Origin of the sequence: Streptomyces sp. NPDC090045, from assembly GCF_044747975.1 — a bacterium.
Taxonomy (GTDB): Bacteria; Actinomycetota; Actinomycetes; order Streptomycetales; family Streptomycetaceae; genus Streptomyces.
Genome location: NZ_JBIVFA010000001.1, coordinates 590,878 through 612,501 on the forward strand (window position 1 = coordinate 590,878; position 21,624 = coordinate 612,501).

Consider the following 21,624-nt stretch of genomic DNA (forward strand, 5'->3'; position numbering starts at 1 on the left):
GCTGCGCGTACGCGCGCCGCCGAAGACATTCACCGAACATGAGCAGGAGGCACCCCGTGAGCGCGACCGCGGACCACGCGGAGAGCCTGGCCGCCCGGCTGGGTTTCCAGTCCGAACAGGTGGTCCAGGAGATCGGCTACGACGACGACGTCGATCAGGAATTCCGTGATGTCGTCGAGGAGCTCGTCGGCGAACTCGTCGACGAGGACTACGACGACGTCGCGGACGCCGTACTGCTGTGGTTCCGAGAGGAACCCGACGCCGACGATCTGGCGGACGTACTGGTCGATGCCACCGAGCTGATCGAGGACGGCGCACTGATCCTGCTGCTGACCCCCAAGACGGGCCGTCCCGGTTACGTCGAGGCCAGCGACATCCAGGAAGCCGCGGAGACCGCAGGTCTCTCGCTGGCCAAGGGCGCCCCCGTCGGCAAGGAGTGGGCCGCCACCAAGCTGGTGACGCCCAAGACTGCCGCCAAGAAGCGCTGAGCAGCGTCCTTCGAGGACATCTCGTACACCCCGTCGGCCCCGGTCGGCGGGGTGTACGCGTTCACCGGCTCCGGCCGCCCTAAGCTGTGTCTCACCCGAACAGCCCAACGCAGTGATGCAGGAACGAAGGGATGCGACAGATGGCGATCGAGGTCGGCGACAAGGCCCCGGACTTCGAGCTCAAGGACAACCACGGCGCCACCGTGCGGCTCTCCGACTTCCGGGGGGAGAAGGCCGTGGTGCTGCTCTTCTACCCCTTCGCCTTCACCGGAGTCTGCACCGGCGAGCTGTGCGAGCTGCGCGACCAGCTGCCGCGCTTCCAGAACGACGACGTGCAGCTCCTCGCGGTCTCCAACGACTCCGTGCCGACCCTTCGGGTCTTCGGGGAGCAGGAGGGCCTGGAGTACCCGCTGCTGTCGGACTTCTGGCCGCACGGGGAGACCTCCCGCGCGTACGGCGTCTTCGACGAGGCGAAGGGCTGCGCGGTCCGCGGCACCTTCGTCATCGACAAGGACGGCGTGGTGCGCTGGACCGTGGTCAACGGTCTGCCCGACGCACGTGACCTGAACGAGTACATCAAGGCGCTCGACAGCCTCTGAGCGAGTCTGCCAGGGCCAGTACGCGCAGTTCCCTGCGAAAACCGCTTACGGGCGGGAACCCGTCACTAGGATCGAAACGTTGATCCGGTAGCAACCGCACGACGGGGCACCGCCCCACACAGAACCCAATGGAGGACCCGTGGGAGTCAGCCTCAGCAAGGGCGGCAACGTCTCGCTGACCAAGGCCGCGCCTAACCTGACGGCGGTCATCGTCGGTCTGGGCTGGGATGCTCGCACCACCACCGGCGTCGACTTCGACCTCGACGCCAGCGCGATCCTGACCAGCGACCAGGGCAAGGTCACCAGCGACGCGAACTTCGTCTTCTTCAACAACCTGAAGAGCCCCGACGGCTCGGTCGAGCACACCGGTGACAACACCACCGGTGAGGGCGAGGGCGACGACGAGGCGATCAAGGTCAACCTCGCCGGCGTTCCGGCCGACGTGGCCAAGATCGTCTTCCCGGTCTCGATCTACGAGGCCGAGAGCCGCCAGCAGAGCTTCGGCCAGGTCCGCAACGCGTACATCCGCGTCGTGAACCAGGCCGACAACACCGAGCTCGCCCGCTACGACCTCTCCGAGGACGCCTCGACCGAGACCGCCATGGTCTTCGGCGAGCTGTACCGCAACGGCGCGGAGTGGAAGTTCCGTGCCATCGGCCAGGGCTACGCCTCCGGCCTGCGCGGCATCGCGCAGGACTTCGGCGTCAACGTCTGACCCCGAGCAGTCCATCCGTCCGGCGCCGTGCACTGTGTGTACGGCGCCGGACGCGGTTCACCACATCGCCGTACACATGAACGGCCACACCGCTGCACCGCCACACCGCCACATCGCATCGCCACACCGTCGTCGGGGAGGAACACAACATGGGTGTCACACTCGCCAAGGGGGGCAATGTCTCCCTGTCCAAGGCCGCACCGAACCTCACCAGGGTGCTGATCGGTCTCGGATGGGACGCGCGCTCGACCACGGGAGCCGACTTCGACCTCGACGCCAGCGCGCTGCTGTGCAACAGCGGCCGGGTGCTGGGGGACGAGTACTTCGTCTTCTACAACAACCTGAAGAGCCCCGACGGCTCCGTCGAACACACGGGGGACAACCTCACCGGCGAGGGTGACGGCGACGACGAGTCGATCATCATCGACCTGACCAAGGTGCCGGCCCAGGTGGACAAGATCGTCTTCCCGGTCTCCATCCACGAGGCGGACAGCCGTCGGCAGAGCTTCGGCCAGGTCAGCAACGCCTTCATTCGCGTCGTGAACCAGGCCGACGGACAGGAACTGGCCCGCTACGACCTCTCCGAGGACGCTTCCAGCGAGACCGCGATGATCTTCGGCGAGGTCTACCGGTACGGGGGCGAATGGAAGTTCCGAGCGGTGGGGCAGGGGTACGCGTCGGGGCTCAGGGGCATCGCTCTAGACTTCGGGGTCAACGTTTCGTAAAGCCGTACAAGACGATGGGGTGCCAGTGGTTCTCAAAACCTTCGGCTGGTCGTTCGCAATCACTGCGCTCGGTCTGGTCGCAGCGGTGTTCTACGGGGGGTGGCAGGCCTTCGGCATCGTGGCGATCCTGTCGGTCCTCGAGATCTCGCTGTCTTTCGACAATGCGGTGGTCAACGCCGGAATCCTGAAGAAGATGAATGCCTTCTGGCAGAAGATCTTCCTCACCATCGGCGTACTCATCGCGGTCTTCGGTATGCGACTGGTCTTCCCCGTTGTGATCGTCGCGATCAGCGCCAAGATCGGGCCCATCGAGGCCGTGGAACTGGCCATCAACGACAAGGAGATGTACGAGCAGCTCGTCACCGACGCGCACCCGTCCATCGCCGCGTTCGGTGGCATGTTCCTTTTGATGATCTTCCTCGACTTCATCTTCGAGGAGCGTGACATCAAGTGGCTCGCCTGGCTGGAGCGTCCGCTCGCCAAGCTCGGCAAGATCGACATGCTGTCCGCCTGCATCGCGCTGATCGTCCTGGTCATCGCCTCCATGACCGTCGGGGCCAACGCCCACCAGCACGGCGGCATCCACGTGGACAAGGCGCAGACCGTCCTGATCTCCGGCGTCCTCGGCCTGATCACCTACATGATCGTCGGCGGCCTCTCCGGCTACTTCGAGAACAAGCTCGAGGAAGAGGAGGAGGCCGAGCACGAGGCGGAGGAAGAGGCCAAGAGGACCGGCAAGCCCGTCTCGGCCGTCGCCATGGCCGGCAAGGCCGCCTTCTTCATGTTCCTCTACCTCGAAGTCCTCGACGCCTCCTTCTCCTTCGACGGGGTCATCGGCGCCTTCGCCATCACCAACGACATCGTGCTCATGGCCCTCGGCCTCGGCATCGGTGCCATGTACGTCCGTTCGCTGACGGTCTACCTCGTCCGTCAGGGCACCCTCGACGACTACGTCTACCTGGAGCACGGCGCGCACTACGCCATCGGCGCCCTCGCCGTGATCCTGCTCATCACCATCCAGTACGAGATCAACGAGATCATCACCGGTCTCATCGGCGTGCTGCTCATCGGATGGTCCTTCTGGTCCTCGGTGCGCCGCAACAAGCGCCTGGAACTGGAGGGTTCCACCGCCGAGGCATGACCGCGGCGGTAATGCGGAACGCTCCAATGCGGGGCGGTCCACCGGGTCCACGGACCCGGCGGGCCGCCCCGCTTCCGCAGGCGCCACAGGGATCAGGGGACCAGGGGATCAGGGGGGTAGGGGGATGGGCTTCTTCGACGGCATCATGGGCAGCCGCGCCGTGCAGTTCCAGTCGGGCAGCGCCTCGTCGAACGCGATCGAGCTGACCAAGCGGCACCCGACGGTGTCGCTCACCAAACAGGGGGCCGTCCACGGCAATCTGCGCGTCAATCTGTCCTGGCGCATGCGCACCTCGGACATCGGCGGCCGCTCCGGCCAGAGCGGCCAGCTCTTCCGGCACCCGTTCAAACTGTTCAAGCCGGACATGGTGCAGGCGCACACCCAGGGCATGGTCAACGTCGACCTCGACATGGGCTGCCTGTACGAGCTGACCGACGGCACCCGCGGCGCCGTACAGCCGCTGGGGAACCTGCTGGGCGACCTCAACGACCCGCCGTTCGTCAAGCTCAGCGGGGACGACCGGTTCGGTTCGGCCTCCGGGGAGACCCTCTACGTCAATCTCGACCACGCCGACGACATCAAGCGGCTGCTGGTCTTCGTCTACATCTACGACCAGACGCCGGCCTTCGACCGGACGCACGCCATGGTGACCCTCTTCCCCGTCACGGGGCCGCGGATCGAGATCCCGCTGGACGAGCGGCACCCGCAGGCCCGCTCCTGCGCGGTGGTCTCCCTGGAGAAGGTCAAGGGCGAGCTGGTCGTGCGGCGCGAGGTGAAGTTCGTGTACGGGTTCCAGGCCGAGCTGGACCGGCTGTACGGCTGGGGGCTCCAGTGGGGGCGGGGCTACAAGAGCACCAAGGGCTGACCGGAGCCCCGGCGGCGTGGCCGCTGGGGCGGTACCGGCTCAGCGGCGGATGAACTGCGGACCCTGCACCGGCAGCCGGAAGGACGGATCGCCGCCCGGACCCGGCACCGGCGCCGGGGACACTGGCTGCGGGTACCCGTAGGCGGGCTGGACGGCCGGCGGGGCCTGCGTGGGCGGAGCCGGCGGGGCCATCGCCGTCGTCTGCTCGGAGGTGGGCCCCGTCGCAGGGCTCGCGGCGGCCTCGGCGGCGTTCTCGTCGACCGAGATCCCGTGGTCGGTGGCCAGGCCCACCAGCCCGTCGGAGTAGCCCTCGCCCAGTGCGCGGAACTTCCACCCCTCGCCCCGGCGGTACAGCTCCCCGCAGATCAGCGCGGTCTCGGCGCCGGTCTCGGGCCGTACGTCGAAGTAGGCCAGCGGTTCGGAGCCACCGGTCGCGGTGGCGTCGTAGAGGAGGATCCGCAGGTCGTGGACCCGCTCGAAGGGGACGTCCTCGGCGGAGGCGACCACCAGGATCCGGTCCACCGTCGGCGTCACCGTCCGCAGGTCCGCCTGGACGGCGTCGGTGATCGCGTCACCGATCTGCTTCTTGCCGAGGCGCCAGACGGCCCCCGAGGGGTGCCGGGGCTGGTTGTAGAAGACGAAGTCCTCGTCCGAACGCACCCGGCCGTCCGGGCCCACGAGCAGCGCGGAGGCGTCCACGTCCGGCACATCGGGGCCGCCGGTCCAGCGCAGCACCGCCCGGACCGCCACGGGGGCCACCGGGATGTTCGAGCCCTTCTGCATCGCGTGCGTCATGCACGTCATCCTGCCCTCCCGGGGTGGAGCGGGACAATGCGGCCCCCCGTAGGGCCTTGTCTCGAACGAGAGACCTGGGCATGGTGCAAGAGGGTTACCTGAACTTCATGTGCTTGAGGAACTCTTGACTCACGTTCGTACGTACTATTACCGGCCATGCCAGTTGGGCCGCCGAGGCAGTACGGGGGAAGCACATGCGTCACTTTGGGCACATAACGCCCACCGTCCGTAAGGACCTCTTCCACCAGGAACCGGCGGAATTCACCGGAGCCTCACCCGCCCGCGTCCTCGCCGCCGCCCTCGGGGCCACCCTCTACAGCCCGGCCACCCGCCCCGCACTCGCCGCGGACATCCGCAAGCAGGCCGGCCGCGGAGTCGTCTCCATGGTCCTCTGCCTGGAGGATTCCATCAGCGACGCCGATGTTTCCGGAGCCGAGGAGAACCTCGTCCGGCAGTTCACCGAGCTCGGCACCGGCGAAGCGGAGCTCCCGCTCCTCTTCATCCGCGTCCGCACGCCCGAGCAGATACCCGACCTGGTGCGCCGCCTGGGAGGCTCGGTGCGGCGCCTGGCCGGATTCGTACTCCCGAAGTTCGACGAGAGCCGCGGAATCGCCTTCCTCGAAGCCGTCGCCCAGGCGGAGGCCGTGAGCGGACTGTCCCGGCTGTATGCCATGCCCGTCCTGGAGACCCCGGACCTCCTGCACCTCGAAACCCGCGTCGAAGCCCTCGCCGGCATCTCCCGCACGGTCAACAGCCACCGCGAGCGGGTCCTGGCCCTGCGGCTCGGCGTGACCGACTTCTGCTCGGCCTACGGACTGCGCCGCACCCCCGACATGACCGCCTACGACGTCCAGATCGTGGCCGGCGTGATCGCGGACGTCGTGAACGTCCTCAGCCGCGCCGACGGCACCGGCTTCACCGTCACCGGCCCCGTCTGGGAGTACTTCCGCAGCCAGCAGCGCCTCTTCAAGCCCCAGCTGCGCCGCAGCCCCTTCCTGGAAGAGGGCGTGGAGGAGCTGCGCACGGCCCTCATCGAGCACGACCTGGACGGCCTGCTGCGCGAGATCGAACTCGACAAGGCCAACGGGCTGCTCGGCAAGACCTGCATCCACCCCGCCCACGTCACGCCCGTGCACGCACTGTCCGTGGTCTCGCACGAGGAGTTCTGCGACGCCCAGGACATCCTGCGCCCGGAGCGCGGCGGCGGCGGAGTCATGCGTTCCGCCTACACGAACAAGATGAACGAGGTGAAGCCCCACCGGGCCTGGGCCGAGCGCACCATGCTGCGCGCCGAGGTCTTCGGCGTGGCGAAGGAGGAGGTCGGCTTCGTCGACCTCCTCACGGCCGGGCTCCAGGTGTGAGCAGGCCCTTGGAAAGGGACGCGCGTCCGCCGGCGGACGCGCGGACGACGAGGAAAGGCAAGACGATCGAAGCAGTGTGGTCGGGTACCTGGGTCGCGGAGCGGCTGGGCGTCAGCCTGGAGGACTCCGAAGGGGGTCCGCGGCTGACGGAGCTGCTCGGGCTGGCCCTGAGGCGCAACCCCAAGCGGGCGCACCTGCTCGTCTCGCAGGTGCTGGGCAAGCACGTCCCGCAGTCCCCGCAGACGGTGTACGCCGCCGGGTACGGGCTCGGCGAACGTGTCCGGGCGCTGCTCGGCGAGGACGGGGCCGCCACGGCGGTGGTCCTCGGCTACGCCGAGACCGCCACCGGGCTCGGCCACTGCGTGGCCGACGGCCTCGGCAGCGCCCCCTACCTGCACTCCACCCGCCGGCCCGTGCCGGGCGTGGAGCCGGCCGGCGGCTTCGAGGAGGCACACTCGCACGCCACCTCGCACCTGCTGCTGCCGGAAGACCCGCGGCTGCTCGCGGGCAGCGGTCCGCTGGTCCTCGTCGACGACGAGTTCTCCACCGGCAACACCGTCCTGAACACCATCCGCGACCTGCACGCCCGCCATCCCCGCCCGCACTACGTGGTCGTCGCCCTCGTCGACATGCGCTCCCCGGCCGACCGCGACCGGCTCACCGCCTTCGCCGCCGAGCTGGGCGCCCGGGTGGACCTCATCGCCCTCGCCTCGGGCACGGTCTCCCTCCCGGACGGCGTCCTGGCCAAGGGCCAGGCCCTGGTCGAAGAACACGAGGCACGCATCCAGCCCCTCCGGCGTTTGAGGAGCGGGGTCCGGGGCGGAGCCCCGGCAGACGGCCCGCAGCCGGTCACGCGCGTCGAGCTGAACTGGCCCTCCGGGCTCCCCGACGGCGGCCGCCACGGTTTCACCCCCGCCCACCGCACGGCACTGGAGGCGGCCCTGCCGGACATGGCCGGCCGGCTCACCGCCGCGCTCGGCGACGAACCCGGCCGGATCCTCGTACTCGGCAACGAAGAGCTGATGTACGCGCCGCTGCGCCTCGCCAAGGCCCTGGAGGAGACGGGCGCGGCCCGCGAGGTCCGCTTCTCCACCACCACCCGCTCACCGGTGCTCGCCGTCGACGACCCCGGCTACGCCATCCGCACCCGGCTGGTCTTCCCGGCCCACGACGCTCCCGCCGACGGCCCCGGCGACCGCTACGCCTACAACGTCGCGGGCGCCGGCTTCGACACCGTCGTCGCCGTCGTCGATTCGGCCGGCGACACCCCCGAACTCCACGACGGGCTGCTCACGGCCCTCGCCCCGCACACCGGCCGCGTCGTACTGGCCGTCGTCCCGTCGTACACCCCCGGCACATCAGCGATATCGGCAGCATCCGGCACGTCCGGAACGTCCGGCACATCCGAGCGGCAGGAGCCGATCATGCCCGAGCCCCTGCGCGGCCCCGCCTTCTCCTCGTACGCCCCCGAGGACGTCGGCTGGCTGCTCCAGGACTTCTCCGACGTCGAGCTGGAGGCCCCGACCGAGGAGCGCGAGGAGGCCATCCAGGCGGGCGGCGCCCACTACGCCGAATCGCTGCCCGTCGAGTACCAGCCGTCCCCCCAGTACCAGGAGCTCTACCAGAGCGCCCTCACGGCCTCCGCCGCCCGCATCGCCCGGGCCGTCGGCACCGTCACCGAGACCGTCCTCGCCGAGCGCTCCCCCTCCCCGGTCCTCGTCTCCCTCGCCCGCGCCGGCACCCCGGTGGGCGTCCTGATGCGCCGCTGGGCCCAGGCCCGGCACGGCCTCGACCTGCCGCACTACGCCGTCTCCATCGTGCGCGGCCGCGGCATCGACGCCAACGCCCTGCGCTGGCTCGCCGCCCACCACGACCCCGCCGACGTCGTCTTCGTGGACGGCTGGACGGGCAAGGGTGCCATCACCCGCGAGCTGCGCGACGCCCTCGCCGCGTTCGAGGGCTTCAACCCGGAGATCGTGGTCCTCGCCGACCCGGGCTCGTGCGTGGACACGTACGGCACCCGCGAGGACTTCCTGATCCCCTCCGCCTGTCTCAATTCCACCGTCTCCGGTCTCATCTCGCGTACGGTTCTGAGGTCCGACCTGGTCGGTCCCGACGACTTCCACGGCGGGAAGTTCTACCGCGAGCTGGCCGGAGCCGACGTCTCCGTCGCGTTCGTCGACACCGTCGCCGCCCACTTCGACGAGGTGGCCGACGCCGTCGACGAAGAGGTCAAGGAACTGCTCGCGGCCGACCGCACCCCGACCTGGGAGGGCTGGGCGGCGGTCGAGCGGATCAGCGAGGAGTACGGCATCCACGACGTGAACCTCGTCAAGCCCGGCGTCGGCGAGACCACCCGCGTGCTGCTGCGCCGGGTGCCGTGGAAGATCCTGGCGCAGCGCGGCGCCGGGGCCGACCTGGACCACGTACGGCTGCTCGCCGAGCAGCGCGGGGTCCCGGTGGAAGAAGTCGACGGGCTTCCCTACACCTGCGTAGGACTCATCCACCCCCGATTCACGCGCGGTGCCACCGGCGCCGACGGAAAGGCTGTGGCCTCGAAGTGACTGTCCTCGTAGCCAGTGATCTCGACCGTACGCTCATCTACTCGACGGCCGCCCTCGGCCTGACCATGCCCGACCCGGTGGCCCCGCGGCTGCTGTGCGTCGAGGTCCACGAGAGCAAGCCGCTGTCCTACATGACCGAGACGGCGGCGGGACTGCTGACGGAGCTGACGGCCGACCCCACGGTGGTCTTCGTCCCCACCACCACCCGCACCCGCAAGCAGTACCAGCGCATCCGCTTCCCCGGCCGCCCGGCCCCCTACGCGATCTGCGCCAACGGCGGGCAGCTGCTCGTCGACGGGGTGCCGGACCGGGACTGGCGGCGGCAGGTCGCGGCGCGCCTGGCCCGGGAGTGCGCCCCGCTGGAGGAGGTCCACCAGCACCTGCTGGCCACGGCCGACCCGGCGTGGCTGCGCAAGGCCCGGGTGGCGGAGGACCTCTTCGCGTACCTCGTCGTCGAGCGGGCCCTGGTCCCGGACGAGTGGGTGAAGGCCCTGTCGGAGTGGGCCGACGCGCGCGGCTGGTCGGTGTCGCTCCAGGGCCGGAAGATCTACGCCGTCCCGCGTCCGCTCACGAAGAGCGCCGCGATGCACGAGGTCGCCCGCCGGACGGGAGCGACCACCACCCTCGCCGCCGGCGACTCGCTGCTGGACGCGGACCTGCTGCTGGCGGCGGACGCGGGCTGGCGCCCGGGCCACGGCGAACTGGCCGACGCCGCCTGGATCGCGCCTTCGGTGACGGCCCTGACCACGGCGGGCGTCCTGGCCGGTGAGGAAATACTCCGCGCGTTCACCCGTGAGGCGGGCCGACTCGGCAGACTGGGCGCATGACCAAGGGCAACAGCACCAAGATCACGGACGAGCTCTACCAGTACGTGCTCGGCCACAACCCCCCGCTGGACGCGGTCCAGCGGGGGCTGGTGGCGACGACGTACGCGAAGTTCCCCGACGTCGCCGGAATGCAGTCGGCTGAGGAGCAGGGGCCGCTGCTGGCCTTCCTGGTCCGGCTCACGGGCGCGCGCCACATCGTCGAGGTCGGCACCTTCACCGGCTTCTCGGCCTTGTCCATGGCCCAGGCCCTGCCCGCCGACGGCCGCCTCATCGCCTGCGACGTCTCCGAGGAGTGGACGGCGTACGGCAGGGAGGCCTGGGAGAAGGCGGGCGTCGCGGACCGCATCGAGCTGAGGATCGCACCGGCCCTGGAGACCCTGCGGGCGATGCCCACCGAACCCCACATCGACATGGCCTACGTGGACGCGGACAAGCAGAGCCAGATCGACTACTGGGAGGAGCTGGTGCCGCGGCTGCGTCCGGGCGGCCTGATCGTCACGGACAACACGCTCTACCACGGCACCGTTCTCGACGAGTCGGCCACGGGCGCGGCCGCGGGCGTCCGCGCCTACAACGAGCACGTCGCGGCGGACCCGCGCATGGAGTCCGTCCTCCTGGCGATCTCGGACGGCCTCACCCTCTCGCGCAAGCGCTGACGTTCCCGTTCCGGTTTCCGTTCCCGTTCCCGCCCGGGCTCAGCCGCAGCCGCCGCCACCGCAGCAGCCGCCCCCGCCGCCACCCATCGCGGGCGCGGGGGCACTGCTGGTCCCGCCGACGGCGACGGCGGACAGCAGCTTCACGGTGTCGGCGTGCCCGGAGGGGCAGTCGGCGGGTGCGGAGGACTCGGCCATGGGCCGGCTGACCTCAAAGGTGTCGTCGCAGGTCCGGCAGCGGAATTCGTATCGAGGCATGCGCACAGGCTAAGCGGGCCCGGCTGCCGCGCGCTACGTACGGCGCGGCTGCGTACGTATGGCGCGGCTATGTGCCCTGCGGCGAGGCTACGGGCAGCGGCCGTGCGCCACGGGTGAGTGCCGTGCGGCCCCCTGAGCCCGCCGCGCCCGGTCCTCCCGGGCCGCCTGCTCGGGGTGGCGGGCACGCCAGTACGGATTGTCGTGCGGCAGTGCGCTGCCCACCCGCCCGTACATCCCGAACCACATCAGCATCACGCCGACGACGAAGCTGAACAGCACGTTCTGGATCTCGAAGGCCAGGAAGTTCAGCCCCGTGTCCAGCAGCGCGAGATTGATGAACCCGCTCGCGATGAACGCCACCCCGAGCACGATGTTCAGCGTGGAGGCGAAGGTCCCGCCGATCACCATCCCGACGACCAGCAGCGCGCCGATGCAGATCGAAAGGACGCTGAGGGCTCCGTTGGTGTTCAGGGCGAGCACCGTGTCCCCGCCGGTGTCGAAGAACCCGATCTGGTTGACGAGCCCGAGGACGCCGAAGACGATCAGCAGCAGCCCGGTCAGGCCGGCGCCCACCCGGTAGACCTTGCCGAGCTTGTGATCGGCGGGCAGGTGGTCGTCGAGGCGGGCATTGACGGGATGCAGCGCGCGCTCCATGCGCCGGGAGACCGTGTCGGCGAGGCGCGGCGGAGCGGGGGCATCGGGATCGGGCTCGTGAGCCACGTAGGGCGCGTAGTGCTCATGCGGCTCGGTGCACCCGTACGCCGCGTGGGCCACGTACGGCCCCGGCTCCTGGGCCGCTGGCGTAGGGGGCTTGTGGAAGGTGTGGGCAGCCATGGTGCCCTCCTCTGGTCCGTTCCCGGCACCTCCCAGCATCCGCCGCCGGACGCCACGAAACAAACGGGGCCACTTCCGCTGCCCACCCGCATGCCTGCCCCGGTCCGCTACCTACCCCTGCCCCCGCTCGGCCCGGATCCCGCCCACCACCCGGTTCACGGCAGCCCGTACGTCCTCCATCTCATGGAGGAACGCCCAGTAGTCGGGGTGTCGGCCTTCCAGCCCCTCCAGCGCCCGGCCCACCCGCGCCACCGCATCGTCCAGCGGCCGGGCGTGCCGCGGATCCGGCACACTGCGGCCCGCCATCGCCAGCCGCTGCGCGTCCCGGATCGCGAACCGGGTCCGGTCCACCTCCGCCTGCGGATCCCGGGCCACGGCCTCCAGCCGCGTCAGCCGGTCCTGCGCCGCCGAAACCGCCTCGTCCGTCGCGTCCAGCGAGCCGCGGACCGCCTCGATCAGCACCCCCACGTCCGCCCAGCGCTGCTCGTCCCGCGCCCGGCCGGCCTCCTTGAGCCGGTCCTCCGCCTCGGCGACATCCCGTACCGCCTGGTCAGGCACGTGCTGAAGGTCCTGCCAGCACGCCGCACTGAACCGCCGGCGCAACTCGCTCAGCACCGGATCCACCCGGTCCGCCCGGTTGCGCAAGGCCTGCGCCCGCGTCCGCAGGCTCACCAGCCGCCGGTCGATCTCCGCCGCACGCTCCGGCAACCGCGCCACCTCGGCCCGTATCGCCTCCGCGTCGCGCAGGATCCGGTCGGCGCGCTGCACCGTCTCCTGCACCCCGTGCTGCGCCGCACCCTGGTTCAGCTTGGTCAGCTCCGGACCGAGCGCCGCCAGCCGCGCCGCAAGATCATCGGCCCGCATGCCCTTGGCCCGTACGGCGTCCAGCGCGTCACTGGCTCCGATCAGCGCGGCCCGCGCCCGCTCCCGAGCCGGCGCGACCCGCGCGAGCTGCGTCTCGGCCTTGTCCAGCAGCGGCTGCAGCCCCTGCGCGAACCGGTCCAGCTCCCCCTTGACCCGCACCAGCTCGTCGCGCGCCCGCGTCAGCTCCTCCCGGGCCCGCGTCGCCACGGCACCCTCCAGCTCGGGCCGGTCCAGATCGTGCGCGTCGACCGCCTCGATGTAGACATGGCTGACCTGGTCGATCCGCTGCCCGAGCGCGGCGAACCCCTCGGTCGCCTGCCGCGCGGCGGGCGACCCGTCCGCAGCGGCGATCGTCTCGATCGAGATCCGCAGATCCCGCTGCGCCGTATCCAGCTCGTAGAACGCGGCGGCGGCGGCATCCTTCGCCGCCTGCGCATCCGCCCGCCGACTCTCGTCCCGCCCACCGAACCACCGCCGGGATGCCGTTGTCACAATCCCTCTCCCGTACCGCGTCCGCCATGCCCCGATCCATTCTCCCCCACGGCAACGGGTTTGCGTGGGGGGCGTGCACGCCATGTAGGCTGTCCACTCATCCACGGGTGCGTAGCTCAGGGGTAGAGCGCTGCTCTTACAAAGCAGATGTCGGCGGTTCGAAACCGTCCGCGCCCACCAGTGAAAAGGCCCCCGACCAGCAATGGTCGGGGGCCTTTTGCATCCACATTCGGACTACTGCGCCGCTGCCCGATCGCCTCGCTCTGCGGGCATGGACCTTCATCGTGACCGCGGTCTACGGCTGCCTCGGGATCTCCATCGCGCGCAGGCGCGGTACCCCGGCGGGAGTCATAGCGTGTCCGTCGCCGGGGCGGTCCTGAGCCGGGACGGCTGACTCCTGGCGATCCGCCGGGCGGGCAACGGGATTTGGGGGGTGCCGGCGCCGGCTGGCATCGGGCACTGACGCCAACATGAGCACATGACGGAGGCCTGGCACGGCGCCTACGGGGCGTGTGGTGGTTGAAGCCCCGCAGTCGGGTCAGTCGCAGTCGTACTCGGCCGGTCAAAGAGCTTGGCCCGACGTGGAGCCGCCACCGACCCGCGCGCTTGAGTGCGCCTTCGCACTACTTCGCGCCCCGTTGTGACGGTGCCGACGCGGGTAGAGGGCTGCAAAGGAGGTTCTTCATGTCAAGCTCTATGGCTGGGGAGTTCGGTAAGGGGTTCGCGAACGAGCTGGGGCGAGAAGCCGCCTCGTTCGTCGCTGAGTGGGCGAAGAAGCCCGAGAACCAGAAAATGATCAAGGAAGTCGCTATAGGCGCTGGAGCGTCGCTTGTCGCTGTGGTGCAGACGGCCGGGGCATTCGTTGCGACGCCTCCCGGCGCTTTGCTCGTCGGTACCGTGGCTGTCGCCGCGATCGGTGCCGTGATCATTTGGACGCTCTTCTCCTGAGAGCCGTCCGCTCCGGCTCGCTGCTGGTACAGCGGTGAAGTACAGCGACCGCGCGAACATGGGTGGACTACTGCGACCGCTGCTGCTGACGCGACTAGGCCCGCACCCGCAGCGCGGCCTCTGACCGTTTCGCCTGGTCAGGGGCCGTTCGTGTGAAGTGAAGTGGGAGTCGAATTTCCTGAGCACGGAACGTCTGAAGTGACGCCATCGAGCGGATTGCCGGCCTCCTCGGGCCCGCGCTCGTCGCCCGGACCAGGGGCCTGACTGTCAGTGCCGAGTGGGAGGGTGCTGGCATGCAGGACGCACTGTTTGACTTGCCGGAGCCAGACCCAGAGCACGCTGTGATCGCCCGCTTCACGCTGGGCGGCGACGACCGCGGCGAGCCTGACCAGTGGTCGCTGGTGTTCGAAGCCGAGCGGGCCATGGGGGCGGCGGTCGAGGCTGCCGGTGTCGGCGAGGTCGATGGCGATGAGTTCGGCGGGGGTGAAGTTGTGATCTTTGCTTACGGTCCTGATGCGGAAGCTCTCTACCGGGTGATGGAGCCTGGCTTGCGCGCGCTTCCGTTTCGGCCGGCGCACGTGGTGCTGCGATACGGAGAGCCTGCCGACACCGTGGCGAGGGAGCGAATCGAGCTCTGAGGACGCGTTCCCCATGCGAGAACGAGCGGAACGAGTGAGATGCGCGGTGCGGGATGATGGTCCTCATGACATCTGGATCCAGCAGCGCACCCGTTGAGAGCACCCGAGTTACGGCCGTGACCGATGGTGTCGGGCAAGTCTTCACGTGGGAGGCGGACGCGCGGATCGAGGTGCGGGCCCTCGGGGGAGAGGTCGTGATCGAGGCGAATGCGGCCGGTCTCAGGACGCTTGCAGGGCATCTGCTCGTGCTTGCCGGGGAGGGGGTGCGCGATGGGAGTCACCTGCACCTTGAAGACGGCAACGGTCTGGAGGACGGCTCCGTGGCCTTGGTCCTGGAGCGCTGCGACGACGAGTGAGGGCGCCCGGTCGTTGTAGTGGAGCCGGGCGCGGAGCTGACATCCACGGCTGACCGTGCGTGCTGAGCCCACCAGCATGAAGCCCCGCCCGTCGATCACGGCGCGCGTCGGTCATGGGGGCTGGTGTCGGTTCGGTCGTCAAGTCACGTGTTTTCCTGCCACGGACATTCGGGTCATGACGCGGTTCGGTCGCCGGGGCGTAATGGCGATACGGCTCATGCGGAGCCGGTGGTGGCCCGTGTGCGCTGTCTGCAATGGCCGATGCGCGGGGCACCTTCCCCATCCCCGCGCGAAAGGACGTGGCAGCGATGTTCCCTGCTCCCGCCCATCCCCTGTGCGTCGAAGCGACGCTGGATCCCCGGCTCACCCGATGGAAGTGGCTGGTGAAATGGATCCTTGCCATTCCGCACTACATCGTTCTGTTCTTCCTGCAGATCGCGTTCCTGTTGCTGAGCATCGTCGCGTTCTTCAGCATCCTCATCACCGGCAGTTATCCACGGCGGCTCTTCGATTTCAATGTCGGCGTCATACGGTGGACCATGCGCGTCAGCTACTACTGCTCATCGGTGATGGGCACCGATGCGTATCCGCCGTTCACCCTCCAAGACGTGCCCGGCTACCCGATCCGTGTCGGGATGGTCTATCCCGAGCGGTTGTCCCGCGGACTGGTCCTGGTCAAGTGGCTGCTGGTCATCCCGCAGGTGCTGGTGATCACGCTGATGCTCACGAGTGGCTGGAAGGCGTACCGGTACCTCGACGACTACAGCCCGTTCTCCTCCGGTCTCATAGGTCTGCTCACCCTCGTCGCGGTGGTGATCCTGACGTGCACCGGGAGCTATCCGAGGGGTCTGTTCGACCTGCTCATGGGCCTGGTGCGCTGGACGCTGCGGGTGCTCGTCTACGCGTCCCTCATGACCGACGAGTACCCGCCGTTCCGGCTGGACATGGGCGGGTGTGAGCCGGCGGGCGGCGGGTGAGGGCCACGTCGCCGAGGCTCAGGAAGCGTCCTGGCCCATCTGTGAGAGCCCCCCACCGTTTGCGGTGGGGGGCTCTCGTCGTGTCTGCCACGCCGGGAGCACTGGTGGATGTGCCGTGCTGCATGTCCCCCTGCGGGGTGTCATCGCAGGTCGGTAGGTGTCCGGGGGTGGGTGGGCAGGCTCGCGGGAGGGGGTTGGGCGTAGCTGTCGTTCCTTCTTGCCCCGGGGCTGTCGCAGGGCGCCGAGCGTGCGCTCTCCGCGCCCGTTCCGGCGCCGCCCATCCTGGTGGTCCGAGAGGACGAGCGGATGAGCGGCGACTGTTGGGGGTTCTCTTGACCGAGTGGAAGCAGGGGAAGTGCGGGTGGCCCGTCGAGGGCGGAAAGCGCTGTTCCAACCTGACGCTGAAGGGCACGTCCCGGTGCTGGCGGCACCAGGGCAAATGGACCAGGCGAGGACGGCGGGAGGAGGAGAGGAAGGCCGCCAAGCCGCGGGGGAAGTGGTCGGGGCCGGCGGCGGCGTGACGTCCGCCTTCGCATCCCGCCCGGGCAGGTGAAAGGCCCCCGACCGGTATCGGTCGGGGGCCTTCTTGAAGGACTTCAGGGGGCGGCCGTGGTGTCCGGCACTAGTGCTCGCCCTCGGTCGGGGCCGGCGGGGTGTCCGTGCCCGTGCCGGTGTCGGGCGGGGTCTCGGTTTCCGGGGCCGGGGGAGTGTCCGTGCCCGGGGGCGGCGGGGTGTCCGTATCCGTACCGGGAGGAGTCTCGGGGCCGGGGGCCGGCGGGGTGTCCGTGCCCGGGGCGGGTGCTGGTGCCGGGGCGGGGGCCGGAGGGGTGTCCGTACCCGGTGCGGGGGCGGGCGCCGGTGCGGGTGCGGGTGCGGGTTCCGGGGCCGGGTTGGGCTCCGGCTTGTGCTCGCAGTACACCTTGTTCTTGAAGTACTTGCAGCCCGGCATGTTCTCTACGTCCTTGGGCCTGTTGTTGCCCTTGTTCTTCTTCTTCCCGTACTTGTTCTTTTTGCTCTTTCCGCCGTGGTCGCCCTTGGCGTAGTCGAAGTGACTGGCCGCGACGCTGGTCACCTCGTTCGTGTGCGAGGTCGTGGCGGCGAATGCGCTGGTGGGCAGCAGCGCGCCTCCTCCGACGAGCGCGGCCGAAACGGCCAGCATGGTGAAACGCTGCTTCCGGGAAGTGCGGATCATAAGAGTTCTCCTTCTGTGGGAATGGGTCGAGCTGGGAGATTCCAGTAAGCCCGTTGCACGCCCGGCAGGTCATGTCGCCGGATTTCGTGACTTGACAGGGCAGTCTCCGCGGAGGGGAGGGGTGCCGTGGATCGCGACTGTCACGGTGTGGGGGCGGTCCACAACCGCGCTCTGGAACTCCTGGAACGGTCCGACACCCCTGGGCCATCCGGGTAAGGGAGTACGTGAAGGAGCCCGTGGAGGACGGCGGCGGAGGAGTGCGGGGCCGGTTCGTGCGAAGACCCCCGGCCGGTGGCGGTCGGGGGTCTTTCGGTGGGGCGGTTCAGGCGTTGGGGCGCTTGCCGTGATTGGCCTTCTTCTTCTTGCGGGCCCGACGCTTGTTGCCTCGTTTGGCCATGGTGCGAGTCTCCCTCAATTGGTGACTTTTCATGACTTCGCCAGTCTAGATTCGGCCCGACACCTACGCATCAGCTCCGCCCCGGCGGCGGCCCGAATCATGAAACCGGGCGGGGTCGAGCTGCGCCGGCAGCGGGATAGTAGGGGTATGTGCCGTTCCATTAAGACCCTGCGCCCGCCCGCCATCCCCGAGAAGGCCACCGAGGAGGAGATCCGCGCCGCCGCCCTGCAGTACGTACGGAAGGTGTCCGGGTTCCGGGTGCCGGCCGCGCACAACCGCGAGGTGTTCGACGCGGCCGTGGACGCCGTCGCCGAGGCCACCGCGGCGCTGCTCGACGGGGTGCACGTACGGGGCCAGGCCGCCCCGGCGTAACCAGCACCCGGCCTACGGACCCGGCCTACGCCGCCTAGACGGTCCCGGTCCTCGTGGCGCGGCGCCGCAGCACCCAGACCCCGGCGCCGAGCGCGCCCGCGGCGAGGGCGCCGCCGACGGCGATCTGCCCGGGGCTCATCGAACCGATGCTGCCGCCCGTACCGCCACGAGCCGCACCCGAGCTGACCTGCAGAGACAGGGTGACGCTCTCGCCGCCCGGGCCACCGCACTCGAAGAGGACACGGTGCGCGCCCAGGCTCGCGTTGTTGAAGACGTTGGCGCTGCCGATGAGGTTGGCGGCGGCCTGGTTGCCAGGGGTCAGCCGGACCTCGCCGAAGGCGGTCGACGTGACCCTGGCGACCTGCGTTCCGCAGCCCGTGACATTGAGTGCGACCCGGCCGCCCGGGGCGACAGCGGTGGGGGAGAGGGTGGCGGAGGGGGCGGCGTACGCGAGGGTGGCGGGAGCGGCGGCAGCGGCGATGAGGGCCGCGGCCGCGACGGTCACCAGGCGGCGCGCTGCCGTCGGCGGTGCGGCGGGCGCCTTCGCGGGCGGTGTGGCGGGCATGGAGAGGACTCCTCGGCTCGTCGAAACGGCGCGGCCGGGCCACGGATATGACCCGGATTCGATCGCGCACCGTTCTCTGGACGCTAGGAGCCCTGGCCGGGGGCGGCGATCGGGGCCGGGTGAACGGGTGAGCCACTGCTCCGCCCGGGGGAGGGAGCCACGGACTTCCCGCGCCACGGGCCCCTTGCGCACACGCCCTTGCGGACGGGCGTCCCGCTCACGGTGTCGCCCCTCCTCTGTGGATCTGCGGATCTGTGGATGTCCTGCGTGGGCGGGCGGCTCGCCCGCCCACGGCACCTTGCCCGCGGAAGTCGTGCACATGGATGTCCGCAACGTCCGCCCGTGGGCATCAGCCCGTGGATGCCCACGGGCGAGAAGCGGGCTTACGCCGCGGGAGCCGTCGTCGCGGTCGGGCGGCGGACGAGGAAGGCCGCCAGGGCGCCCGCCGCGAAGAGGGCGACGAGCGAGAGCGCGGTGCCGAGCCACTGGGTGCCCAGCCACTGGGTGCCGAAGTAGCCCAGGGCGACGCTGTAGCCGGCCCAGGCCATGCCCGCCAGGACCGACCAGGGCAGGAACTCCGCCACCTTGCGCTGCGTCTTGCCCGCGCCCAGGGACACCACCGAGCGCCCGGCCGGGGCGAACCGGGCGATCACCACGAGGGCGCCGCCGCCGCGTGCCAGGGCCGTGCCGAGGCGCTCATGGGCCCGGGTCAGCCGGCGGGAGCGGGCGATGGCACGGTCCAGCCGGGCTCCGCCGCGCCGGCCCAGCCGGTACGCGGCCATGTCACCCAGCACCGAAGCCGTCGTGGCGATGACGAGCAGGAGCAGGATGTCCGGCACCTGCGCGGGCACCGGCACGGGTCCCGCCGCACCGGCAGCCGCGGCGGCCGCGGCAGCGGTGATCACCAGGACCCCGCTCGGCAGCACCGGAAGGAAGACGTCGAGCACGACGGACACCGCCACCAGGGCGTAGATCCATGGGCTCGCGGTCAGCGACCCCAGCGTCTCCAACAAAGCGGGACTCCCCAGTCCGATTGACGTGCTGCGGCATGAAGCGCCGCGACGTCGCGGGGGAGCGGCAGGAGCGGCTGACAGCCATACAGCGTACGCCCGGCCCCCGTACCCCGGGTGCCCGGGGCGGTTGCCACACCGCCGCCGCGTCAACTCCACCGCCATCGCGGTCCGCTGCCCGAGCCGCCTCCACAGACCGAACCCGCCCGAACCCCTCCGAACCCGTCGGATCCCTCTACTCCGCCACCTCTGCCGACCCTGCCGTCACCCCTGCCTGTGACGCCCCGGTCGGCCGGTCCCCTACTCTGCCGCGGTGAGTTCCCGGTCCAGCACCGTCACCAGCCGGGCACCCTCGCGCCTCTTCCGGGCCTGGTCCAGCCGCAGCCGCGCCGACCGCCCGGACAGCGCCAGCGTCATCAGCTGGTTCCCGAACCACGGCCCGCCCGTACGCCGCCAGTTCAGCGGCGGCCGCCCCGTCCGCCCGTGCAGCGAGAAACCGCGCCCCAGCCACCGGCCCGTCCGCGACCAGCCCAGCCGGAATCCCCACTTCACTGCGGTGTGGATGGAATTGTGAACCGGCGAACAGGTCAGCTGGAACACCCGCGCCGTGCTCGGTATTCGAGGCTCGGCCACATACGCGTGATGCACGTCCCCCGAGAGCACGCACACCGTCGCCGGCGCCCGCGGCCCCGTGCCCACCTCCTCGATCAGATCGGTCAGCGCCGCGAACGAGGCCGGGAACGCCGCCCAGTGCTCCAGATCGCTGCGCCGGCGCAGATCCTCCCCGATCCGCGCCCACCGCGGCCCCCGGTCCCCACGGCACAGCGCGGCATTCCACGTCTCGGCATCGTGGATCAGCGGCGGCATCAGCCAGGGCAGCGAGGACCCGATCAGCAGGTGGTCATAACCCCCGTGCCCGGCGAGGGCGTTCTCCCGGAGCCACTGCTGCTCCGCCGGATCGAGCATCGCCCGCCCGTCCTCGGCCAGCACCCGCGCGGCCCGGGTGTCCACCATCAGCAGCCGGGTCCGGCCGAAGTCGCGCCGGTAGCTCCAGCGCACCGTGCTCGGATCGGCATCCGCCGCGGACGCGAAGGCCCGTAGCGCGTCCGTGCCGTCGGGGGTGCCCCGGACCGCCCCGTACAGCTCGTCGGCGGCCAGCTCGGACGGCGAGAGATTGCCCAGGTGCTGGTACACCCAGTACGACATCAGCCCGCTGAGCACGCGCTCCCGCCACCACGGCGTCGCGCGCATCTCCGCCAGCCACGCCGCGCTCGTGTTCCAGTCGTCGATCACGTCGTGGTCGTCGAATATGTGCAGGCTCGGCACGGTCGACAGCAGCCAGCGGATCTCCGGATCGAGCCACGACTCGTAGTAGAGCCGCGTGTACTCCTCGTAGTCCGCGACCTGGGCGCCGGGCGCCTCCCGCAGATCCCGCCGGGCCGCGAGCCACTGCCGGGTCTCCTTGGACAGCGCGTCGGCGTACACCTGGTCACCGAGCAGCAGCAGGACGTCCGGGCGGACCGCCTCCGGATCGGCCGCCAGCCGCGCCGCGAGGGTGTCGAGCGCGTCCGCGCCGTGCGGCCCGTGCCGGCCGGCGGGCGGCGCGGCCTGCCGGCAGGAGCCGAAGGTGACGCGCAGCCCGGGCCCGGGCCGGCCGGGACCCGCCACCGCCGGAGCGGTGATCGTGCTCGGCGGGAAGCCGCTGTCGGGCAGCGGCCACACGCGGCGGCCGTCGAGCAGCACCTCGTACGCCGTCGTCGCGCCCGGGGTCAGGCCGGTCACCGGCACCAGCGCGTAGTGGTGACCGGCTATCTGGAAGGTGCGCACACTGCCGCCCGCCCCGTCGGCGCACCGCACCTCGGCCGTACACGGGCGGTCCGCCTCGACCCATATCGTGGCCGATCCGCCCGTGTCCCAGTCGACGTGGCGCAGCAGTGGCCCCAGACGCAGTCCGGCCATGCAACTCCCCCTCCTCCGTAGCCCCTTCG

24 protein-coding genes and 1 tRNA gene are annotated in these 21,624 nt (G+C 70.3%); 16 read left to right on the forward strand and 9 right to left on the reverse strand.

What is annotated here, in order from left to right; genetic code table 11:
- Positions 1-56: 56 nt before the first annotated feature.
- The 6 genes from ACIPYQ_RS02695 to ACIPYQ_RS02720 all read left to right on the forward strand — a co-directional run bounded on the left by ACIPYQ_RS02695 (position 57) and on the right by ACIPYQ_RS02720 (position 4,533).
- Positions 57-488: a DUF3052 domain-containing protein gene (locus tag ACIPYQ_RS02695; protein WP_319721465.1), complete on the forward strand. Its 432-nt coding sequence runs from the start codon at positions 57-59 to the stop codon at positions 486-488.
- A 140-nt stretch (positions 489-628) separates the two neighbouring features.
- Positions 629-1,087 (forward strand): peroxiredoxin, encoded by a 459-nt coding sequence (locus tag ACIPYQ_RS02700; protein ID WP_351291141.1) that lies wholly within the window; start codon positions 629-631, stop codon positions 1,085-1,087.
- Positions 1,088-1,226: 139 nt separating this feature from the next.
- Complete coding sequence (locus tag ACIPYQ_RS02705; RefSeq protein WP_030009302.1) at positions 1,227-1,802, forward strand: TerD family protein; 576 nt, start codon at positions 1,227-1,229, stop codon at positions 1,800-1,802.
- A gap of 149 nt (positions 1,803-1,951) precedes the next feature.
- On the forward strand, positions 1,952-2,527 hold the full coding sequence (locus tag ACIPYQ_RS02710) for a TerD family protein (protein WP_319721464.1): 576 nt from the start codon (positions 1,952-1,954) through the stop codon (positions 2,525-2,527).
- Positions 2,528-2,552: 25 nt separating this feature from the next.
- Complete coding sequence (locus ACIPYQ_RS02715; protein ID WP_401245479.1) at positions 2,553-3,668, forward strand: DUF475 domain-containing protein; 1,116 nt, start codon at positions 2,553-2,555, stop codon at positions 3,666-3,668.
- 124 nt (positions 3,669-3,792) lie between these two features.
- Positions 3,793-4,533 carry a Tellurium resistance gene (locus ACIPYQ_RS02720; RefSeq protein WP_401245481.1) on the forward strand — a complete coding sequence of 247 codons (741 nt, stop codon included), beginning with the start codon at positions 3,793-3,795 and terminating at the stop codon, positions 4,531-4,533.
- A 39-nt stretch (positions 4,534-4,572) separates the two neighbouring features.
- Here the strand turns inward: ACIPYQ_RS02720 and ACIPYQ_RS02725 are convergent, their stop codons facing one another.
- Entirely contained in the window at positions 4,573-5,328 is a 756-nt protein-coding gene (locus tag ACIPYQ_RS02725; protein ID WP_401245483.1) for a TerD family protein, read from the reverse strand.
- 194 nt (positions 5,329-5,522) lie between these two features.
- Here ACIPYQ_RS02725 and ACIPYQ_RS02730 point away from each other — a divergent pair, with 194 nt between their 5' ends.
- The 4 genes from ACIPYQ_RS02730 to ACIPYQ_RS02745 all read left to right on the forward strand — a co-directional run bounded on the left by ACIPYQ_RS02730 (position 5,523) and on the right by ACIPYQ_RS02745 (position 10,736).
- Positions 5,523-6,689, forward strand: a complete 1,167-nt coding sequence (locus tag ACIPYQ_RS02730; RefSeq protein WP_401245485.1) for an HpcH/HpaI aldolase/citrate lyase family protein — start codon at positions 5,523-5,525, stop codon at positions 6,687-6,689.
- 65 nt (positions 6,690-6,754) lie between these two features.
- The gene (locus tag ACIPYQ_RS02735; protein ID WP_401246088.1) at positions 6,755-9,253 is read left to right on the forward strand and encodes a phosphoribosyltransferase; all 2,499 of its coding nucleotides are present in this window, start codon (positions 6,755-6,757) and stop codon (positions 9,251-9,253) included.
- Positions 9,250-10,080 carry an HAD family hydrolase gene (locus tag ACIPYQ_RS02740; RefSeq protein ID WP_401245487.1) on the forward strand — a complete coding sequence of 277 codons (831 nt, stop codon included), beginning with the start codon at positions 9,250-9,252 and terminating at the stop codon, positions 10,078-10,080. The genes ACIPYQ_RS02735 and ACIPYQ_RS02740 overlap by 4 nt, the downstream gene beginning before the upstream one ends.
- A complete protein-coding gene (locus ACIPYQ_RS02745; RefSeq protein ID WP_361768840.1) occupies positions 10,077-10,736 on the forward strand; it encodes a class I SAM-dependent methyltransferase in 660 nt (219 codons plus the stop codon). Before ACIPYQ_RS02740 ends, ACIPYQ_RS02745 begins: the two co-directional genes overlap by 4 nt.
- A 39-nt stretch (positions 10,737-10,775) precedes the next feature.
- On the opposite strand, the gene ACIPYQ_RS02750 is transcribed toward ACIPYQ_RS02745, so the two are convergent.
- The 3 genes from ACIPYQ_RS02750 to ACIPYQ_RS02760 all read right to left on the reverse strand — a co-directional run bounded on the left by ACIPYQ_RS02750 (position 10,776) and on the right by ACIPYQ_RS02760 (position 13,181).
- Positions 10,776-10,991 (reverse strand): zinc ribbon domain-containing protein, encoded by a 216-nt coding sequence (locus ACIPYQ_RS02750; protein WP_401245490.1) that lies wholly within the window; start codon positions 10,989-10,991, stop codon positions 10,776-10,778.
- 87 nt (positions 10,992-11,078) lie between these two features.
- Positions 11,079-11,645, reverse strand: coding sequence for a DUF4383 domain-containing protein (locus tag ACIPYQ_RS02755; protein WP_401246090.1), 567 nt, complete (start codon positions 11,643-11,645; stop codon positions 11,079-11,081).
- 291 nt (positions 11,646-11,936) lie between these two features.
- A complete protein-coding gene (locus ACIPYQ_RS02760; RefSeq protein WP_361768844.1) occupies positions 11,937-13,181 on the reverse strand; it encodes a hypothetical protein in 1,245 nt (414 codons plus the stop codon).
- Between the two features lie 105 nt (positions 13,182-13,286).
- Between ACIPYQ_RS02760 and ACIPYQ_RS02765 the strand changes: the two genes are divergently transcribed.
- The 5 genes from ACIPYQ_RS02765 to ACIPYQ_RS02785 all read left to right on the forward strand — a co-directional run bounded on the left by ACIPYQ_RS02765 (position 13,287) and on the right by ACIPYQ_RS02785 (position 16,100).
- Positions 13,287-13,361 (forward strand) — tRNA-Val (locus tag ACIPYQ_RS02765).
- Positions 13,362-13,865: 504 nt separating this feature from the next.
- Positions 13,866-14,129 carry a hypothetical protein gene (locus ACIPYQ_RS02770; RefSeq protein WP_401245492.1) on the forward strand — a complete coding sequence of 88 codons (264 nt, stop codon included), beginning with the start codon at positions 13,866-13,868 and terminating at the stop codon, positions 14,127-14,129.
- A 293-nt stretch (positions 14,130-14,422) separates the two neighbouring features.
- Positions 14,423-14,767, forward strand: coding sequence for a hypothetical protein (locus ACIPYQ_RS02775; protein WP_361768848.1), 345 nt, complete (start codon positions 14,423-14,425; stop codon positions 14,765-14,767).
- A gap of 116 nt (positions 14,768-14,883) precedes the next feature.
- Positions 14,884-15,123 (forward strand): hypothetical protein, encoded by a 240-nt coding sequence (locus tag ACIPYQ_RS02780; protein WP_361768850.1) that lies wholly within the window; start codon positions 14,884-14,886, stop codon positions 15,121-15,123.
- Between the two features lie 308 nt (positions 15,124-15,431).
- A complete protein-coding gene (locus ACIPYQ_RS02785) occupies positions 15,432-16,100 on the forward strand; it encodes a DUF4389 domain-containing protein (RefSeq protein WP_401246092.1) in 669 nt (222 codons plus the stop codon).
- A gap of 622 nt (positions 16,101-16,722) precedes the next feature.
- Here ACIPYQ_RS02785 and ACIPYQ_RS02790 read toward each other — a convergent pair.
- The gene (locus ACIPYQ_RS02790; RefSeq protein WP_401245494.1) at positions 16,723-17,292 is read right to left on the reverse strand and encodes a hypothetical protein; all 570 of its coding nucleotides are present in this window, start codon (positions 17,290-17,292) and stop codon (positions 16,723-16,725) included.
- A gap of 322 nt (positions 17,293-17,614) precedes the next feature.
- Positions 17,615-17,689 carry a 50S ribosomal protein bL37 gene (locus tag ACIPYQ_RS02795; RefSeq protein ID WP_100661309.1) on the reverse strand — a complete coding sequence of 25 codons (75 nt, stop codon included), beginning with the start codon at positions 17,687-17,689 and terminating at the stop codon, positions 17,615-17,617.
- Between the two features lie 147 nt (positions 17,690-17,836).
- On the opposite strand from ACIPYQ_RS02795, the gene ACIPYQ_RS02800 reads away from it, so the two are divergent.
- Positions 17,837-18,061 (forward strand): DUF2277 domain-containing protein, encoded by a 225-nt coding sequence (locus tag ACIPYQ_RS02800; protein WP_046775049.1) that lies wholly within the window; start codon positions 17,837-17,839, stop codon positions 18,059-18,061.
- 34 nt (positions 18,062-18,095) lie between these two features.
- Here ACIPYQ_RS02800 and ACIPYQ_RS02805 read toward each other — a convergent pair whose 3' ends face one another.
- From ACIPYQ_RS02805 to ACIPYQ_RS02815, 3 genes are all read right to left on the reverse strand, one after another.
- Positions 18,096-18,626 (reverse strand): hypothetical protein, encoded by a 531-nt coding sequence (locus tag ACIPYQ_RS02805; RefSeq protein WP_401245496.1) that lies wholly within the window; start codon positions 18,624-18,626, stop codon positions 18,096-18,098.
- 383 nt (positions 18,627-19,009) lie between these two features.
- A complete protein-coding gene (locus ACIPYQ_RS02810) occupies positions 19,010-19,639 on the reverse strand; it encodes a VTT domain-containing protein (RefSeq protein ID WP_361768858.1) in 630 nt (209 codons plus the stop codon).
- Between the two features lie 297 nt (positions 19,640-19,936).
- Positions 19,937-21,595 (reverse strand): alkaline phosphatase D family protein, encoded by a 1,659-nt coding sequence (locus ACIPYQ_RS02815; protein ID WP_401245498.1) that lies wholly within the window; start codon positions 21,593-21,595, stop codon positions 19,937-19,939.
- Positions 21,596-21,624: the final 29 nt, after the last annotated feature.

Excerpts from the sequence above, each read along its gene's own strand:
- ACIPYQ_RS02790 (WP_401245494.1), bottom strand. The coding sequence starts at position 17,292 with ATGATCCGCACTTCCCGGAAGCAGCGTTTCACCATGCTGGCCGTTTCG.
- ACIPYQ_RS02815 (WP_401245498.1), bottom strand. The coding sequence starts at position 21,595 with ATGGCCGGACTGCGTCTGGGGCCACTGCTGCGCCACGTCGACTGGGAC.
- ACIPYQ_RS02775 (WP_361768848.1), top strand. The coding sequence starts at position 14,423 with ATGCAGGACGCACTGTTTGACTTGCCGGAGCCAGACCCAGAGCACGCT.
- ACIPYQ_RS02770 (WP_401245492.1), top strand. The coding sequence starts at position 13,866 with ATGTCAAGCTCTATGGCTGGGGAGTTCGGTAAGGGGTTCGCGAACGAG.
- ACIPYQ_RS02725 (WP_401245483.1), bottom strand. The coding sequence starts at position 5,328 with ATGACGCACGCGATGCAGAAGGGCTCGAACATCCCGGTGGCCCCCGTG.
- ACIPYQ_RS02750 (WP_401245490.1), bottom strand. The coding sequence starts at position 10,991 with ATGCCTCGATACGAATTCCGCTGCCGGACCTGCGACGACACCTTTGAG.
- ACIPYQ_RS02755 (WP_401246090.1), bottom strand. The coding sequence starts at position 11,645 with ATGGAGCGCGCGCTGCATCCCGTCAATGCCCGCCTCGACGACCACCTG.
- ACIPYQ_RS02800 (WP_046775049.1), top strand. The coding sequence starts at position 17,837 with ATGTGCCGTTCCATTAAGACCCTGCGCCCGCCCGCCATCCCCGAGAAG.
- ACIPYQ_RS02785 (WP_401246092.1), top strand. The coding sequence starts at position 15,432 with ATGTTCCCTGCTCCCGCCCATCCCCTGTGCGTCGAAGCGACGCTGGAT.
- ACIPYQ_RS02730 (WP_401245485.1), top strand. The coding sequence starts at position 5,523 with ATGCGTCACTTTGGGCACATAACGCCCACCGTCCGTAAGGACCTCTTC.
- ACIPYQ_RS02710 (WP_319721464.1), top strand. The coding sequence starts at position 1,952 with ATGGGTGTCACACTCGCCAAGGGGGGCAATGTCTCCCTGTCCAAGGCC.
- ACIPYQ_RS02805 (WP_401245496.1), bottom strand. The coding sequence starts at position 18,626 with ATGCCCGCCACACCGCCCGCGAAGGCGCCCGCCGCACCGCCGACGGCA.
- ACIPYQ_RS02700 (WP_351291141.1), top strand. The coding sequence starts at position 629 with ATGGCGATCGAGGTCGGCGACAAGGCCCCGGACTTCGAGCTCAAGGAC.
- ACIPYQ_RS02745 (WP_361768840.1), top strand. The coding sequence starts at position 10,077 with ATGACCAAGGGCAACAGCACCAAGATCACGGACGAGCTCTACCAGTAC.
- ACIPYQ_RS02720 (WP_401245481.1), top strand. The coding sequence starts at position 3,793 with ATGGGCTTCTTCGACGGCATCATGGGCAGCCGCGCCGTGCAGTTCCAG.